14 protein-coding genes are annotated in these 15,706 nt (G+C 50.7%); 5 read left to right on the forward strand and 9 right to left on the reverse strand.

Features of this window, described 5'->3' with window-relative positions; translation table 11 throughout:
• Positions 1-168: 168 nt before the first annotated feature.
• The 5 genes from AB1656_03690 to AB1656_03710 form a co-directional block, all read right to left on the reverse strand.
• Positions 169-1,425: an ADP-ribosylglycohydrolase family protein gene (locus AB1656_03690; GenBank protein MEW6234465.1), complete on the reverse strand. Its 1,257-nt coding sequence runs from the start codon at positions 1,423-1,425 to the stop codon at positions 169-171.
• Positions 1,426-1,519: 94 nt separating this feature from the next.
• The gene (locus tag AB1656_03695) at positions 1,520-2,302 is read right to left on the reverse strand and encodes an inositol monophosphatase (protein ID MEW6234466.1); all 783 of its coding nucleotides are present in this window, start codon (positions 2,300-2,302) and stop codon (positions 1,520-1,522) included.
• Positions 2,303-2,427: 125 nt separating this feature from the next.
• Positions 2,428-2,718 carry a hypothetical protein gene (locus tag AB1656_03700; protein MEW6234467.1) on the reverse strand — a complete coding sequence of 97 codons (291 nt, stop codon included), beginning with the start codon at positions 2,716-2,718 and terminating at the stop codon, positions 2,428-2,430.
• Positions 2,715-3,266, reverse strand: coding sequence for a Panacea domain-containing protein (locus AB1656_03705; GenBank protein ID MEW6234468.1), 552 nt, complete (start codon positions 3,264-3,266; stop codon positions 2,715-2,717). Before AB1656_03705 ends, AB1656_03700 begins: the two co-directional genes overlap by 4 nt.
• 251 nt (positions 3,267-3,517) lie before the next feature.
• A complete protein-coding gene (locus tag AB1656_03710; GenBank protein ID MEW6234469.1) occupies positions 3,518-5,107 on the reverse strand; it encodes a phospholipid carrier-dependent glycosyltransferase in 1,590 nt (529 codons plus the stop codon).
• Positions 5,108-5,454: 347 nt separating this feature from the next.
• On the opposite strand from AB1656_03710, the gene AB1656_03715 reads away from it, so the two are divergent.
• The 4 genes from AB1656_03715 (at position 5,455) to AB1656_03730 (ending at position 8,341) form a co-directional block, all read left to right on the forward strand.
• Complete coding sequence (locus AB1656_03715) at positions 5,455-6,969, forward strand: HAMP domain-containing sensor histidine kinase (GenBank protein MEW6234470.1); 1,515 nt, start codon at positions 5,455-5,457, stop codon at positions 6,967-6,969.
• A gap of 328 nt (positions 6,970-7,297) precedes the next feature.
• Complete coding sequence (locus AB1656_03720; GenBank protein MEW6234471.1) at positions 7,298-7,483, forward strand: addiction module protein; 186 nt, start codon at positions 7,298-7,300, stop codon at positions 7,481-7,483.
• A 2-nt stretch (positions 7,484-7,485) separates the two neighbouring features.
• A complete protein-coding gene (locus AB1656_03725) occupies positions 7,486-7,791 on the forward strand; it encodes a type II toxin-antitoxin system RelE/ParE family toxin (GenBank protein ID MEW6234472.1) in 306 nt (101 codons plus the stop codon).
• Positions 7,792-8,023: 232 nt separating this feature from the next.
• Positions 8,024-8,341 (forward strand): tetratricopeptide repeat protein, encoded by a 318-nt coding sequence (locus tag AB1656_03730; GenBank protein MEW6234473.1) that lies wholly within the window; start codon positions 8,024-8,026, stop codon positions 8,339-8,341.
• Between the two features lie 12 nt (positions 8,342-8,353).
• Here AB1656_03730 and AB1656_03735 read toward each other — a convergent pair whose 3' ends face one another.
• Together AB1656_03735 and nadC are read right to left on the reverse strand one after the other, a co-directional pair.
• On the reverse strand, positions 8,354-8,779 hold the full coding sequence (locus AB1656_03735) for a hypothetical protein (GenBank protein MEW6234474.1): 426 nt from the start codon (positions 8,777-8,779) through the stop codon (positions 8,354-8,356).
• Between the two features lie 352 nt (positions 8,780-9,131).
• Positions 9,132-10,085 (reverse strand): carboxylating nicotinate-nucleotide diphosphorylase, encoded by a 954-nt coding sequence (gene nadC / locus AB1656_03740; protein MEW6234475.1) that lies wholly within the window; start codon positions 10,083-10,085, stop codon positions 9,132-9,134.
• A 280-nt stretch (positions 10,086-10,365) separates the two neighbouring features.
• Here nadC and hflX point away from each other — a divergent pair, with 280 nt between their 5' ends.
• A complete protein-coding gene (gene hflX, locus AB1656_03745) occupies positions 10,366-11,580 on the forward strand; it encodes a GTPase HflX (protein MEW6234476.1) in 1,215 nt (404 codons plus the stop codon).
• A 73-nt stretch (positions 11,581-11,653) separates the two neighbouring features.
• Here hflX and AB1656_03750 read toward each other — a convergent pair whose 3' ends face one another.
• Both AB1656_03750 and AB1656_03755 read right to left on the reverse strand, forming a co-directional pair.
• Positions 11,654-13,837, reverse strand: coding sequence for a PAS domain S-box protein (locus AB1656_03750; GenBank protein ID MEW6234477.1), 2,184 nt, complete (start codon positions 13,835-13,837; stop codon positions 11,654-11,656).
• Between the two features lie 51 nt (positions 13,838-13,888).
• Positions 13,889-15,688: a tetratricopeptide repeat protein gene (locus tag AB1656_03755; protein ID MEW6234478.1), complete on the reverse strand. Its 1,800-nt coding sequence runs from the start codon at positions 15,686-15,688 to the stop codon at positions 13,889-13,891.
• Between the last annotated feature and the right edge of the window lie 18 nt (positions 15,689-15,706).

Raw genomic sequence — 15,706 nt, forward strand, 5'->3', positions numbered from 1 at the left:
TACCAACATGCATTGAGATTGTTGTTTTCAAAATTCCTCTCCCAAGATTGGGAGAGGTTAGGTGAGGGTTGATATTATTAGGCTTATATTTCCCTCACCCTAACCCTCTCCCAAAGGGCGAGGGAATATATAAGCTGCAATTTTAACTCAGATTGGTATAAATCCCGTTTATTTGCTTTCCACTTTAATCTTCACCTTTTCCTCATCCGTGAACTTGCTGTTGGCGGCGGGTCCTGGTTCCCAGCACTGTTCGAAGGCGCTTGGCTTCGGTTTCTGAACTGGAATTACGAATATTTCTTCTCCCTTGGCGTCTTTTTCAATCTTGCCACCGCTCTTCTCCACCGCCTGGCGCACGAGTTTTTCGCTGACGGCGATCAGCTTGGGGAAGTTATAGGCCGTGTGGCTGAAATGGTTCTCTTCGTTCAACGCCGATATGAAGCGCTTGGGCAGTTTGGAGAAGCCGACGGTTGTGAATAGAATCCCGCCCGCATTGGAGGGGTTGCAGTCGGAATCCTGACCGCAACGCGTCGCAATGACGATGGTCTTGTCTAAATCGCCGCCGCCGTAAAGCAAGCCCATAACGATATAGGCGCCGTTGATCTTGGCGTCGATATTGAAAGCGTCTTTAAACTCGCAGGAGAAGCGGCGGTAATCGGGATTGAGTTGATATTTCTCGTTGATGAGATTCCAGGTTTTTTCCCAATTATCGGGATTTTCCTTATGCCATTTTACGACGTCGCGGATGGTTTCGGCGTATTGGCTTTTTTCGGGGATGCAGCGCAATCCCGCCTGGACGATCTTTTCGATATCCGTCTCGAAGAACGCCTCTGCATACATGCCGCCGACGAACTGCCCGCCGTAGAGGCCGTCGCCGTAATTCATCAGCCTGCCAAAAACCTCGCCCAGTTGAATGGCCGTATTCGGCATTCCCGGCGCGATCAGGCCGGAAAAATCGGCTTCGATCTGATAGTCGATATCGTCGGCGTGCTTATTGAATTGCGGATGTCCCGAATCGGGCGGCGCGATTCCGTTGCGCAGATTGTCGCGCCCAGCCTGGTTGGCGTGCCAGAGCGGGTAGCCGCTATTGGCGAAGTCGATACCCGCCTGGCGGATGGAGACGTCTAAACCATAGAGTTCCAAACTGCGCAGGAACGTCATCTCCACGTAGATGTCATCCTGATCGAATTGGTTAATGAGTTTCGGCTCCCACTTGGGCATTTTATCCGCGGGGATGATTTCGCTTTTCCAATTAAATTCGGTCGGACCGCCCCAGCCCACGCCCGCCATTTGGCCGATCCAACCCGCTTTCATTTTGTCCTGATAATCCTTGACGGACAAACGTCGAACCTCCTGCGCTCCCGGCGCTTGGATAAACAGGCTGGCGGCGATTCCAAATAACGCTGCATAAAATAATGTTTTTCTCATCTTCTTTCCTTTCTTTTTGCAATAGGTTGTTTTCGATTTTACCAAAGAATAACGCATCTCCGCCTTTTCCAGGAAGCGGCGCGAGATACTCGCTTTAATCTTTCGCCTTTTTCGATATTATCGCCCGCAATTGCTCAGCGTTATGGGGATGGCCGAAAACGAACGGTTCGGCAATCTTGCGTCCGTCGATCAATTCCCATAGATCGACTTCTTTGCCTGATAGATATCGCATGACGCCATCCGCCTGTTTCAAGATTAACGCAGCGGCGGCGATATCGTACAGGCGGATAGATTCGATGACGCCGCCATGAATTTTTCCCCGCGCGACATAGCAGATATGGGCGGCGGCGGAACCAAAACTCAAACTTCTCCCTTGAAACGTTGTAGTCAAGCCGTTAAGCGCGGCGGAAGGCGCCATGATCGTCGTTTTTTCCGTCATCTCTACCGGCTCGCAAACGCGAATCTCACGATTGTTGACGAATGCCGCTCCCCCATCGAACGCCCAGTACATTTCATCCAAGACGGGGAGATAAACGAAGCCCACGGCGGCGTGGTCTCGCCGCAATAGTCCTACTGAAACCGCCCAGATGGGCATGTCGAATACGAACGGCGCCGTCCCGTCGATAGGATCGATCGCCCATACGTATTCCGGTTCTTCCATCCGATGTTGTCCCGATTCCTCGCCGAAAAAACCGTGATCGGGATATCGGCGCTGGATTTCTTCCCGCAGAAAGTTCTCTACGTCGCGGTCGGCTGCCGTAACGTAACTCTCGTCCGCTTTGCGTTCCGCCTTCACGTGGCGGAAGTGGCTCATGGCGATATATCCGGCCTGATAAACGACCGGACGCATCTCCTGAGCGATTCGTCGAACATCCATTAAAAGTATTCCTTTCCCGCCGCGAAGCGATTCCGATTCTTCCGCAGCAAAAACTTCCCGCATCAAAAAACTAAGAGGGGCGATCTCGCCCAAAATCGCCCCTCGTCTTCATAGTTTCTAACCGCTTACGCCTGCTTCTCCCCTTCCCTGATATCTAAAAATATCACCTTCTCGTCATCGTAAGTATGATAAATCAAAATATAACGCTTATTCGCCATATCGAAATACTTGTTCGCTAAAATCTCTTTCCCTTTATGCGCCGCAATCAATTCTCCTTTTTTCGGCGATCGCGGCAATGAATACTCGCATCCTTCTATCCATTCTTCAATCCGATGCGTACCTTCGTTCTTTAAATGCAAGTAATGCTCTTCGAACAATTCGGATCGAATGACAATTCTTGGCGGATTATACTTCATCGGGCCAGCATCTCTTCGGCCATTCCCATCAATGACCTTCCGTATTCCTTTTCTTCTTCCGTTATTTCATGCTCCTCCAGCAAAACGGTCTCGTAAGGAATATCCTCGCCCATTCGCGCCGCCTGCCATCCAATAAACTCATGCGACAAATCGCTCACATCCGAGGCGCTCATCCCCGCGAATTGTTCGATCACGCCGTCAATCAAACTGATCTCTTTTGGAGAGAACATATCCAAATCGGGAACTTGCAAAGCGACTGGTTTCCTTTGCATATAACTGCCGAATGGACGTGGAACCTCGATCATCTCTTTTTCTTCGATCATCGTTTTCAAAACTTTGGGAATCGTATTTGGCGCGGGACCGTAATGCCCTTTACGATATCCGCTTCCGGATATCGACTCCCCAAAATCCTTATAGGCGATAAAATCGCAATAGAACAAAATCTTATTCAACTTCGTCGCTCCAAAATACTTGTCCTCAAGCGATCGCATGGAAATATACTTAATCATTTCCCTAAACTTGCGTTCGTTAATCTCTTTCGCGCTCATGATCTTCACTCGACTTTCCCTTGATTAATATGAATTATAGCAAAACCTTTCCACTAAAAATATGGGAATTACAGCATTATCCGCCTAATCTCCCTCCACTACTCTTTCAAACTCATCGCTTGTCCAGCCATGCTGCATTCTCTTGGAGGATAAGAAATCCGATTAAAAATCAATCTACGTTATAATTATTTTTACTCTATGAAACAGCGATCGTAATATTTTTCACCTTACGAAGACGGCTGGCTACTGCTTTATGGAACCGGCGCCAATCTCTTTCCCCAGGCCGTCCATTTCCAATGCGCCGTTTTATAGGGGTCCAAAACGACTTTCTCCGGTTGAATTTGGTTCAATTCCATAGGCCGGACAAGGTAGAGAAACCGTCCTTCTCTTTCTTGCAAATGAGCGTCGGCGGATTCGCCTAATGGGAGAAAGGTTACTCCTTCGACGCGCTGCTCCGCGATCCAGCGATCCGGGGGATATTCATTATAAAATAAAAAGAAGATATAGGGATATTCCGCGAGACCGGTTACGACGGTTCCATCCGCTTCCGAATGATGCGTTTTCCACCAATCGACCACATTACGATAGCCGTATTCCCAATATTCCGCAGAGTAGCGGGGATAGCGGAAAAAGAAATCGGCGAGATGCAGGCTTACGCAGACAGCCATAACGGCAATTCCTGCGCGCCGCCAAAAATGCACGCGAGTTTCGCCCAATTTAGCGATAAGCCAAGGAAGATTTTCCTGCAAAGCATGAAGCCCATTTGCGGCCAAGAGTTGAAGAATAGGGACGGCGAAAACGCTGCGCAAGGCGTGAGGAATACTTTCTCGCGTGCAGGCGGCCGCCAAGGGAAAACAGAGCAGCCATGCGAGAAGAATCCGGTCTTTTGCATTACGCTGGCGCAATGCCTGAGGAAGTCCAATGAAGATCAATGGAATGAGATACAAATGAATTTGGCCGAACATCCGGGAATGATGACGCAGGTTGGCGTCGCCGCTCCAAAACAAAAAACTCGGAGATAAATGCGCCGCGTAATTGCGCAGGAATTCCATCATGGCGGAATAGAAAGGCTGGCCGTCGAAGATGCCGATGCGGGAAAAACGGGCGGCGCTTTCGTCGGGTTGATAGAGTAGATGATGAAGCAGGGGAATCGATCCCGCGGCGAATAAAAGCCAGAAGGCGCCCATCGCCCATAAAAAAGCGGCTCGCCGATCTCGGACAAACATCTGCCGGGAGAGTAAGCTCGCCCATGCGAAAAAAGAAAAAACAGGAATGAAAAGTTGCGCAGGTTCATAGGTGTATAGAGCGGCGAGCAGGCAAAACGCCGACAATAGCGAGTCGCGGACGCGGGGAACGCCGTCTTCCCTTCCCAGCATTAGAAAATAAACTCCCAGCGGAATCCAGAGCGTCAAGAGAATCGATTGATTGGCCCAGCGGCTCAACAATAGGCTCCACGGCGAGAAGCAAACGAACAAACCCGCCCAAAACGCCGTTCCGGAGTTCCACCATTTCCGCGCTAAGAGATAAACTGCCAAAACGGACAACGAACCCGCAAAACATGCGGGCAGCCGTACCGCCGTCTCCGTCATTCCCAATCCCGCGATGAAGGGGATGTCCAGGTATTGATACATGGAGGAGGTCGTTACGTTCAACGAACGAACGAAAAGCGGCCAATGCTTTCCCGCTTGATCCATCCCCGTCTTCATCAGAGAGTACGAAGTGTATCCTTTGTCCGCTTCATCCCGAAAGAAACCAGGGGGATTGCTTGACAATCCGGCGAAACGCAGAGTAAAGGCCAGAAGAAACAATAAGCTAATAGGACAAAAACTCTTCTTATTCATATAAGATTCTCGCTATCCTAAGGCGAATGGCGAATGAGGATCGAATTTTTTCTCCTGACGCATTTCCATTTTGCGATTGACAAGGCCGATCATCTTCGACAGAATACCCCTGCCGGTTGCAAAACTATCGCTCCAAAAGACCGTTATAATGGAAGGGATTGATCGTCAATTCGGAGTTCGATCTATCCAATTTCGATAGTAATTCTATTCATCGGAGGATGTTATCCCATCCGGGGATTCCGCGATCGGTTTAACGGAGATTCGATGGAGACAAATCGCCCGGCATTTTCGGCGGGCGAAATAAGAAAAACTCGTCCGAGATTACGAATTCCCAAGAACAGAATACCATGCAACCAGGCGCGAATGGAGACGTAAATCACGACTCGGCGTATCGGCGCATATTTGGGCTGATTATCGCCGCTCTCGCTCTTTTTCTGTCCATTGGCCTGCCCATAACCGGCTATAAAATCGTTCATGAATTTCGCCTTATCCTTTTCCATCAGGTCATGCGGGATAACGACGCCATTTCTCTATGGTTTGAAAGGTATTTTCAAGAATCGCGAACTATTTACTCCACTCAGGACGAATGGTTGGAGAATATCCGCCGCTATTTATTAAGCATCAAGATTCCCGGCGATGGATACATCTGCGTAGTAGACGCCGGATCCAATCTGCGCGCATCGCCGGATTGCCAGTCGGATGGGGATATTCTCAGCATGAAAAATTACCAAGTTACGCCTTTCGACGACGAGGAAGAAGATTTCGACGAAAAAGGGAACATTACTATCGCCCAATTTTTGGATTCTCCTCGAATCGCCAAAATCGCCGGCCGCTTAAAAAGCCCCAACGGAGATCAATTGGTCGAATTCCGCCGCATCGAAATTGGCGGCGAAGCCTGGTTAATCGGCGTCCATCAATTCGAATCGGCTGTTGAAAAGCGGCTTACGGAGCACTCTTCTTTCATTCTCTATTGGGGATTCGTCCTTTTTCTCATTGTCGTGATTCCGTTCGCCATCTTATCCGCCGCATTAATGCGACATCATGAAAAGGAAAGGTCTTCCTATATCGAACGCATCGAACGCCATTCCCAAGAATATCAAAAGACGGCGTTGCAACTTCAGGAATCCAACCGCAGCCTCAACCTTTTGCAAGAACAGAAGAACAGGCTGTATTCCCGCCTTTCTCACGATTTGAGAACCCCGCTTAACAGTATACTCGGCGCATGCACTCTGCTCTCCGACGGCGTCTATGGGGAGGTAACGAAACGGCAGCGCGACGCCATGACCTCCGTGGAGCGCAATGTGGATGTTCTTCTCAAACTCATCGACGGAATCTTGCATCTTTCCCGCCTGGAAAGCGGCGGCGTGAAAGTGGAAAAGAGCGAATTTCCTCTTGATAATCTTCTAGACGAGGTGGCGGAAAACGTTTACCCCTTGGCGGAAAACAAAAACCTGCTGCTCAGCATCCATTCCGATCCCTCTACGCCCATCATTTCGTCCGATCGGGACAAACTCTATCTTATTCTCCAAAATTTATTGGCCAATTCCATTAAATTCACGGAAAAGGGATACGTGGAACTATCGGTGAACCGCTTTGAAGACGCAGGCGTCTCCATCACCATCGAAGATACCGGTCCCGGAATCAAATTAGATGAACAAGAAAAAATATTCCAGGAATTCAGCCAAGGCGAAAATGCGGAAAAGGGCGAGGGTTTCGGTTTGGGATTGGCGATTACGAAAGAACTGACGCAATTATTGGGAGGACGAATCGAGTTGGAATCCGGCAATGGCCAAGGCGCAAGGTTCACGGTTATTTTTCCCGACTGCATCCCCGAAACCGCCCAATCGGAAACCTCCGCCTAACCGTCTCGCCGCGCGTGATGGCGAGAAATGAAAACTGATGAGGACGAGGAAACATCCAGTGAGTACGGGGAAGCCTCTACCGGCAAAATCCGGCGATAAGACGATGAATTTCGGAAGGAACTGCCAGCCGGACAAATTTTCTTGACCGTGGGCATAAATGCTTTAGGCGGGGAAGCCGTACGCGAAATCCTGGAGCGCGTACGCCGTCACAACGCTTTCAAGCCGGACGACAATCCGTTTGGAGAATATGATTTCCAATAGATCGTGGACTGAATGTTTCTGGTTTTTGGGCTATAATGATGACGAGGAAAAGAAAGGCCGAGTTCTAATGATTCCTTTACGAAAAACCGATGAAGATAACCTGAGCGCGGAAGAACGCGCTGAGATCGAAGAAGCCTGGGGCCGAGAGTCTGAACGGCGGCTTGCCGAATACGAATCTGGAAAGGCTAAAGGAATTCCCGCCGAGAAAGTACATCAATACCTTGACGCTTGCATAAAGGGCGCACGCAAATAATCTTGAAGCCTTTTATCTACCACGAAGAAGCACTGCAGGAGATCGGGCAATCCGCCCGCTATTACGCAGAACAAAGAACAAGCTTTGGAGAAGAATTCAAGCAAGCCATTCTCGATGCGGAAGACATCATTACCCGCAATCCCAGAATTGGGGTTCCCATTTCTTACACGGCTAGCGCGATTCGAAAATTTCACCTCAAACGTTTCCCCTATTCCATATTCTATTACGAATACCCGGATTACATCTTTATTATCTCCATTGAGCATGACCGCCGGAGACCGGGCTATTGGATGGACCGGATAGAGTAAGCGCGTTTCAATCCATGCCCAGAAACGATGACATCCTCTAGTGATCCGAAAAACGCGGTTCAGCAAGTAAAACCCAGCCCGCCACAATCGTCTCGCCGCGCTGGCGGAAGGTGAAGAATAGGCTACACTGTAAAAACGCCGAATGATAACATTCGCAAGAGACGCGGATAGAATCGCTCCAGCAGCGTTGGCGAGCCGATTCGACCGCCCATTCGTTGATTTCGGAGGAATCATGCCATCGAAACGGGATATCTACTACAAAGGACTCGACCTTTACGGACAGGGAAACCTGGAAGAGGCGATCGAAGAATTCAATAAAGCCCTCGAAATCGATGCCAACGACGGCGAGATTTATTTGGCGATCTCCATGGCTTATCAGCGTTTGCAGGATTTGGACAAAGCCTTGGATGCCGCCCAACATTCCGTGGAACTCAGTTCCAACGATCCTTTGGCCTATACCAACCTTTCCCGCGTATGCCAAAAGAAAGGCCTTTTTCCGGAAGCAGAAGAAGCGCTAGCCATGTCTCGGCGAATTTCATCGGAATACTAAGAAACGAATGGCTTACGCCGTCCCTCCTCCGCCCGGATGCTCCGATCCGGCGGTTTGGGCGCGTTCGAACAAACGGGAAGATTCCGAGGAAAACAAGACCCATAAGCTGTAAATGCCCAACAGCGTGCCGAAGGGAAAGTGGACGGGAATATACAAAATCGAAATGATAATAGTAAGAACCCGCGCCCATCCGGCGTATTTTAACAAACCAATCCCTGCAATCACGCCGGGAATGGAACTCAAAAAGATATAGCCGCTGAATATCAAACCCACAATCGCCATAAGCGACAAAGGAAGCGCCGAATCGTTTATTCCGGTTTCCACGCCGACGATCAGCGCGGCGCCTCCCATTAAGGCCAGAAACAAAAAGGCGAAAAGTATACCTAAAACGCCTAAAATAATATGGCAGACGGCGACGATTTTAATATGGCTTTCCATGTTCGAACTCCCGACTCTCTTATCCATTATTCCGACGATAAGAAAGAGAAAACCTCGCGCCTTCTCGATGTTTTTTGCATGATCCTTCTTGCATAAAATCCGCCGTTCGGCCCCTGACGCGATTGTGCGCCAGCTGTTTCAAACGCCGTCTTCTCGCGAGAATGCAACTATTTAGCCGTATGAAGAGAAGAAATACGAATTTATTATTTCGCCCTTTCAGGGCTTAAGGTTTTTGTCGATCCTGTTCCCAGGCCGATGGCCTGGGCTATCTTATTTCGCCCTTTCAGGGCTTAAAAATAAGGATTTCTCTTCATTCGGGCAAGCTGTTGCGAGAGAATATCCCTATTCTTCTTCAATCATGATTCCCGTGACGGATTTCCGTGAGATGCTTGTCGATAATCATGGAAAAATCGAGCCATTTCGTGGAATGAGTCAAGCCTCCGATGGATATATAATCGACGCCGGTTTCCGCGATGAAAGAGACCGTATTCAAATTCACGCCGCCGGATGCTTCCGTTTCCGCGCGCCCTTCGATGATCTTTACCGCTTCCGTCATGGTGTCGATTTCCATATTGTCCAGCATGATCCGATCCACGCCCGCCTGCAACGCTTCCTTTACTTCCTCCAGGTTGCGAGTTTCCACTTCGATCAGGAACGTATTCCCCCAACGGTTTTTGACGGCGTTTACCGCCTTGAGAATCCCGCCGCAGCTGTCGATATGGTTATCTTTCACTAAAACCATATCGTACAGTCCCATCCGATGATTGATGCCGCCGCCGACCCAGACGGCGTATTTTTCCAGCCGCCGCAGCATGGGAGTAGTTTTTCGCGTATCGGCGATGCGGGCTTTGGTATGGCGCACAGCCCGCACGTGCTCCGACGTCGTGGTGGCGATTCCCGACAACATGCACAACAAGTTCAGCGCCACCCGTTCGCCGGTGAGAATCGCTCCCAGCGGCCCTTCCAGCGTAAAAACAGTCCGTCCCGCCGAAAGCGTCTGGCCTTCCCGCGCCCAACAATTCACCTTCACGTTCTCGTTGACCAGCCGGTAGACCTCTACAAACAAGGGACAGCCGCACATCACGCCGGTTTGTTTTACGACGACTTTCGCGGAGCCGAGTTTGTTGGGAGAAATCGTGGCCATCGTGGTCACGTCGCCGCCCCCCTTATCTTCCTGCAGGGATTTCTTCAACAAATTTCGAATCTCATCGTCGATCGTCAACCAGGGAATTTCCGATTCCGTATTCGAATATCCATTGCGGCCTGCGGTTCTTCCGAGCGAGGAGGACTGACTTTCAGGCGTCATGGCTTGAACAACCTCCAAGGCGTAACTATGCTTCCAAGTTTCATGCGGCTGGCTTCCCGCCGCGCTCTGCGTTCCTATCAAAGAACAATAGATGAATCTAGCAATTTATTAACAAAATAATAAGGGGAACGTCTCATCCCTAAGCGCGCGCCGTTTATAGAAGACGGAGGGAAGGGCGAGGCGCCCGTCCGTCCGTTTCAATAGCGGATCATAAACGAGTATAATAAGCTGCGCATTTCATAGAAGAGGGTATGCGGCTGCGCCGCTTTAGAAGGAGTTTATGACTATCGAATCTTATAACGCCCAAGCCAACGCCGAGAGCGTACTCGCCGAACGCGCGCTTTTGGTAACCGTTCGTTTTCCCCATCAACGCGACGACGACCACGAAGCCGTGGAAGAAGAAATGAAGCGTCTGGCCGAAACGGCGGGATTGGCGACGGTCCTTACGATTTCCCAGAATCTACGCGAACCCAACGCCGTTACTCTTATCGGTAAGGGCAAAGTGGAGGAAATCGCCGATCATATCCGCCAAGCGCCGGAAATCGACGCCGGGCGCCGCGGCGGGAAAAACCGAGGGATCGATATCGTCGTCTTCGGCTGCGACCTTTCGCCCGTGCATCAACGCAACCTGGAAAAAATCCTGGGGCGCCGCGTAATCGACCGCTCCGAATTGATCCTGGACATCTTCGCTCAACACGCCGTAACGCGTGACGGCAAGATTCAAGTAGAATTGGCGCAGTTGCAATACCTGAAGCCGCGCCTCACGGGCCGCGGCGTGGAACTCTCCCGCCTGGGGGGCGGCATCGGAACACGAGGGCCGGGCGAAACCAAACTGGAAGTCGACCGGCGCAAAATCGACGACCGCATCCGCAAGTTGAAAAGCGAATACGAAAAATGCCGCGCCGTAGGCCGGGTGCAGCGGCGGGCGCGCCAGCGCGGCGGCGCCCTATCAGCGGCGCTGGTGGGCTATACCAACACCGGAAAATCCACCATTCTCAACCGCCTCACCAAATCTCGCGTCGACGCCAAAGACCTGCTCTTCTGCACCTTGGACACCACGACGCGGCGGCTGCGCCTGCCTAACGGCGAACGCATCCTCCTATCGGATACCGTCGGCTTCATCGAAAATCTGCCGCCGCCGCTGTTGGGCGCTTTCCGCGCAACGCTGGCGGAAGTGGAGGAAGCGGACGTTCTGCTTCACGTCCTCGACGCATCCAGCGAAAACTCCGAACGCCACATCGAAGCCGTAACCGACGCCTTGAAAGACTTGAACGCTCTGGAAAAACCCATGCTCACGATTCTTAACAAACGCGACGCCGTCGAGAATCCCATCGATCTTCGCCGCCTGGAGCGCATCTGCGCCCCCGCTATTCCATTCTCCGCTTTGTATGACAAGGATTTAACCCCTCTTTTCGACGCCTTGATCCAAATGGCCGAAGAGGCGAAGCGGCAGCGCAATCAACCCGTCGAAGCGGAAAAAGAGGCGTTGTTTTGAGGAAAACGGAGATTTCCGAGAAATCGGATATCTCATTTCAAGGGGCAAACGGTATTATGGATAAATATCAGGATCAAGACATGGGGATTTCCTGCTCAATACGATTTTTTACGTCGTCCAGAATATTTTTAAGGGTGATTCCGCATTGTTTGATCATTTCCAAAAACAGGCGCTGATCGCCGTCGATCGCGCCGGTCAGGGCTTGATCGGCCATTTCCAACAATCCATCCAATGGCGCATGCATTTCCTTGTGCGCGTTGAGGAAAAACTCGTTGTTGCGGCGAATATCATCCTCCGCTTTTTCCCGGTCCGATACGATTTCCGAAATATCGACGATCGTTAAAATTGCGCCATGAAAAACGCCATTATGAAAGATGGGCTGCAAAGACAATAATACTTTGTTTCCCGCGATCTCTCCCTGGAGATTCGTCCTATACCATTCCTCGCTATTCCGGAATCGATCGAGAATAGGGGCAAGCGAGCAGCCGGAAATATCGCGGATCACGCGGTTCAAATCCGCTCCAATAAGAAATTCTTTGGGCGTTTGGGCCAAACGCACAAAGAAATCGTTGACTTCCGTGATGCCATGCCGCTCGTCCGAAACAACGACGCCTTCGTCCATGGTTTCGATAATCGTCCGCAGCATGGCGGCCTGAGTTTCCGCTAACTGTCTTGCCTGCAGAATTTTATCTTCGTGCCGCTTTCTTTGCGAAATATCGCGTAGAATTCCAATGGCGTTCCATTGGTTTTTGATAGAAACCGCCGAGAGAGAGAGTTCCACGGGAACAAGCCTTCCATTCTTATGGATAACCGTCAATTCTAGGGTTTTCCCTACCGCGGCGCCCTCTCCTGTTTTTTGGAAAGACGCAAATCCTCTTTGATAATCCTTATAATACGATTGCGGCGCAAGAAGAGTATGAAGTTCCTTGCCCATCGCCTCTTGAGAGGAATACCCGAAAATTCTTTCCGCCGACGGATTCCAGAGGATGATAATTCCTTCGTGGTCTATCATGATGATGGCGTCTTGGGCGGAAGTGGTGATTTTGCTTAAGACTTCTTCCCGTTCTCTAAGAGATTCTTCGGCTTTTTTCAAATCGGTGATGTCTCGCACGGTGGCATTGAGGAATCTTTCGCCTCCTAGTTGAAAGGCAGTCAACCAGACATCGGCGGAAAAATCTTCTCCATTCTTCCGGCGGTGAATCCATTCGAACTTATTAAATCCCCGTTCGAAGGCTTCCGCGATTTTCCGATTCGCCGCCATCCGCGAATCCTCTCCATCGGATTGAAAAGGAGGGGAAAGATCGGCGGGATGAACATGAAGAAATTCTTCCTTGTTCGATAAACCAAACATCTCCAAAGTTTGTTTATTGCAATCGATAAATCCTCCGCTGCTTAAAAGCATTAAGGCGTCCGTCGAGGATTCGAATAACGTGCGGTATTTGTTTTCGCTCTCCTGCAGGATGGTTTCCGCTTTTTTTCTCTCGCTGATATCGCGCGCCACAACGGCGATGAACTCGCCGGTATCCAGGCAGACGTAATCGAAAGAAACTTCCACGGGAAAGGAGATCCCTTCCTTTCCATAGAAAACGATTTCGAGGAGCGGCGGCTTTTCCGAAAGCGCCGTCCGCAGCGATTCTTCCCATTTTGCTTGGGCCAGGTCTTGGTCGATGGCCGAGAACTTAAGACCCAGCAATTCTTGGCGTTCAAATCCCAACCGGCGGCGCGCCTCCGCGTTGCAGTCCAGGATTTGGCGAGACCGGGCGTCGAGAATAAAAATCAAATCGCTGCTCAGTTCCAAGATGGATTGAAATTGCCGGTTGGCGGCTTCCATATCCAGGATCGTCTTTTCGCGTTCGCGCTGGGCGCGCATACTCCAAAGACGTTTTTCGCGATAGTCCGCCGCCCGCGCTAAAATCCGTTTGAAAACGTCGATCTCGACAACGTCCTTTTGGATGTAGTCGTATACGCCTTCTTTGATAGCCTGGACCGCCATATCCACTTCCGCATGTCCGGTCAGAATGAGAATAGCGGGCGCCTCTTCGATTTGCAGAATGCGGCGGGCCAAATCGATGCCGGAAGGACCGGGCATTTTCACGTCGATTACGAAAATCTGGTGCGGCCTTTCCGCCAGATATTTCAACGCCTCCTGTCCATCGGCGGCGAGATCGACCGTCCAATTCAATTCCAGACACAATCTTTGAATCAGATTGCGAATGGAAACGTCGTCATCGGCCACAAGAACTTGATATGTTGACATGGCGCCCCTCTTGTCTGCGGATTATTAATCCGCAGGATGGTCATTGTTGCCTTACAACGCCGCCGTTTTTTTCAAAACGGCGGAAGCGGCTTCCCACCGGCCGGTTTCGGCGTAAACGGCCGCCAATTCCCGCCAATACTCCAATTCTTTCCCATCGCGTTCGACCGCCGATTTCAACAGGATTTCGGCGCGTTCGTAATTCCTTTGCCGCCGCAACGCTTTGGTCAATTCGAGAAGAACGTCTTTCCGATTTTCATCCATCCCATTCGCTTGTTCCCAAGAAGCGATCGCTTCCTCCCATTTGCCCATTGCGGATTGAACGTTCCCCAGAGCCAGGAGCAGCGAGGCGGCGGGAGGCTGAAAATCCATGGCCTTGCGATACATTTTTTCCGCTTCTTCCCACGATTCGCTTTCTTGACGAATCGAGCCGAGAGACAAATAGAGCATGGCGGAATCCGGCGATTGGCGGAGACCTTGTTCAAGAATCCCAATCGCTTCGTCCAACTGGCCAAGGCTCCGATAGGCGCGGGAAAGACTGAAAATCAAATCCAAATCGTTCGGCCTAAGTTCGAGGGCGGTTTTCAAATTGGGAATAGCTCTCCGCCAATCCCCGGTCATCATCCAGGACATTCCGATCCATTTCAGGCACTCTTCGTCTTCCGGTCTGCGGCGAAGATAGAGGTCGAGGCATCCGGGAACCTCGGCGTACGCTTTGTTCTCGTACAATAACTTACCCAATTCGCGGCGAACGGCGTCGTCTTCGGGCCGCCGTTCGAGGATTTCGCGGTATTCCCGGACGGCTTGACGAAAATCGCCCGATTTCGCCCAGTAGGCGGCGATGCGTTTGCGCAAGACCATATCGTCGGGACATAAGCGCAGGACTTCGTTCAAGGCCGTAAAGGCTTTTTTTTCGTCCTTCATGCGAAGAAAAACATTGGCCAGCAAGCGATAGGATTCCGGTTCCTGTTTCCATAAATGCAGGGCGTAGCATAGTTCCGCCGCCGCTTGCTGGTAACGGCCCTGCTTCAGCAAGCTCCACGATTTCTTCCGGGCCAGGCTATGAACCTTCGCCGCCACGTTCGCGTCGTTTCTCGCCAATTGTTCGACGAAGGTTTTGTAAAGATGGATGCGGATTTCAATCCCCCCGTTCAGGCTCTTGGTCTGAAATAATTTAACAACCTTGCGGCGTTTGTTTTCATCCATCGAGGAGATGCATCCGTAAAAGAGAGAGCGGGCGCGATCTTCCTCCTCCAGATCGTTTTGAATCTGAGTTTCCAACGATTCGTAATGGGCAAGGAGTTCATTCATCAATTGACAAAGGTTGGCGCGGAACGACGCCGCCAGGTTGAGGAAGCGGGCTTTCATCAGGTTTTGATTGTCCTCGGCATTCGTTTTCGGAGCAGGATCTTCTTTACCGTTTTCCTTAACCGCATCCAATTTTTTTTCGATTTGCTCCAATAAACTCTTTTTTTCGGTGAAGACTTTCAACGAATCGAAAAAGAGTTTGGCGGTCTGTTCCGCCTTTTTGGAAAAATTCCCTTTCATTTTGAGCGCTTGCAACTCGATTTGAAGCCGATTGGCGGCCCCTTCCACTTCAGACGCCAAACCGTCGCGGATGATTCGTACGTATTTTTCGCGGACCAGGGCGCGGCTATCGGCGGCGGAGCCTTTTTTTTGAACGGATTTTTTTAGGGAATCGAGCAGTTCTTTGCGCTTTTGGCCTGTTTGCAACCGCTCTTTTTCGGCTAGACGCATATCCTCCTGATACGCTTGGATGGATTCCTCCGATACGAGAGTTTCCTCCTTGAGAGCGTTGGTAATGGAATTAAGAATGGATTTATCGACTGCCATAGTTGCGAATGTCCTCTA

This window comes from Candidatus Omnitrophota bacterium (assembly GCA_040755155.1).
Taxonomy (GTDB): Bacteria; Hinthialibacterota; Hinthialibacteria; order Hinthialibacterales; family Hinthialibacteraceae; genus JBFMBP01.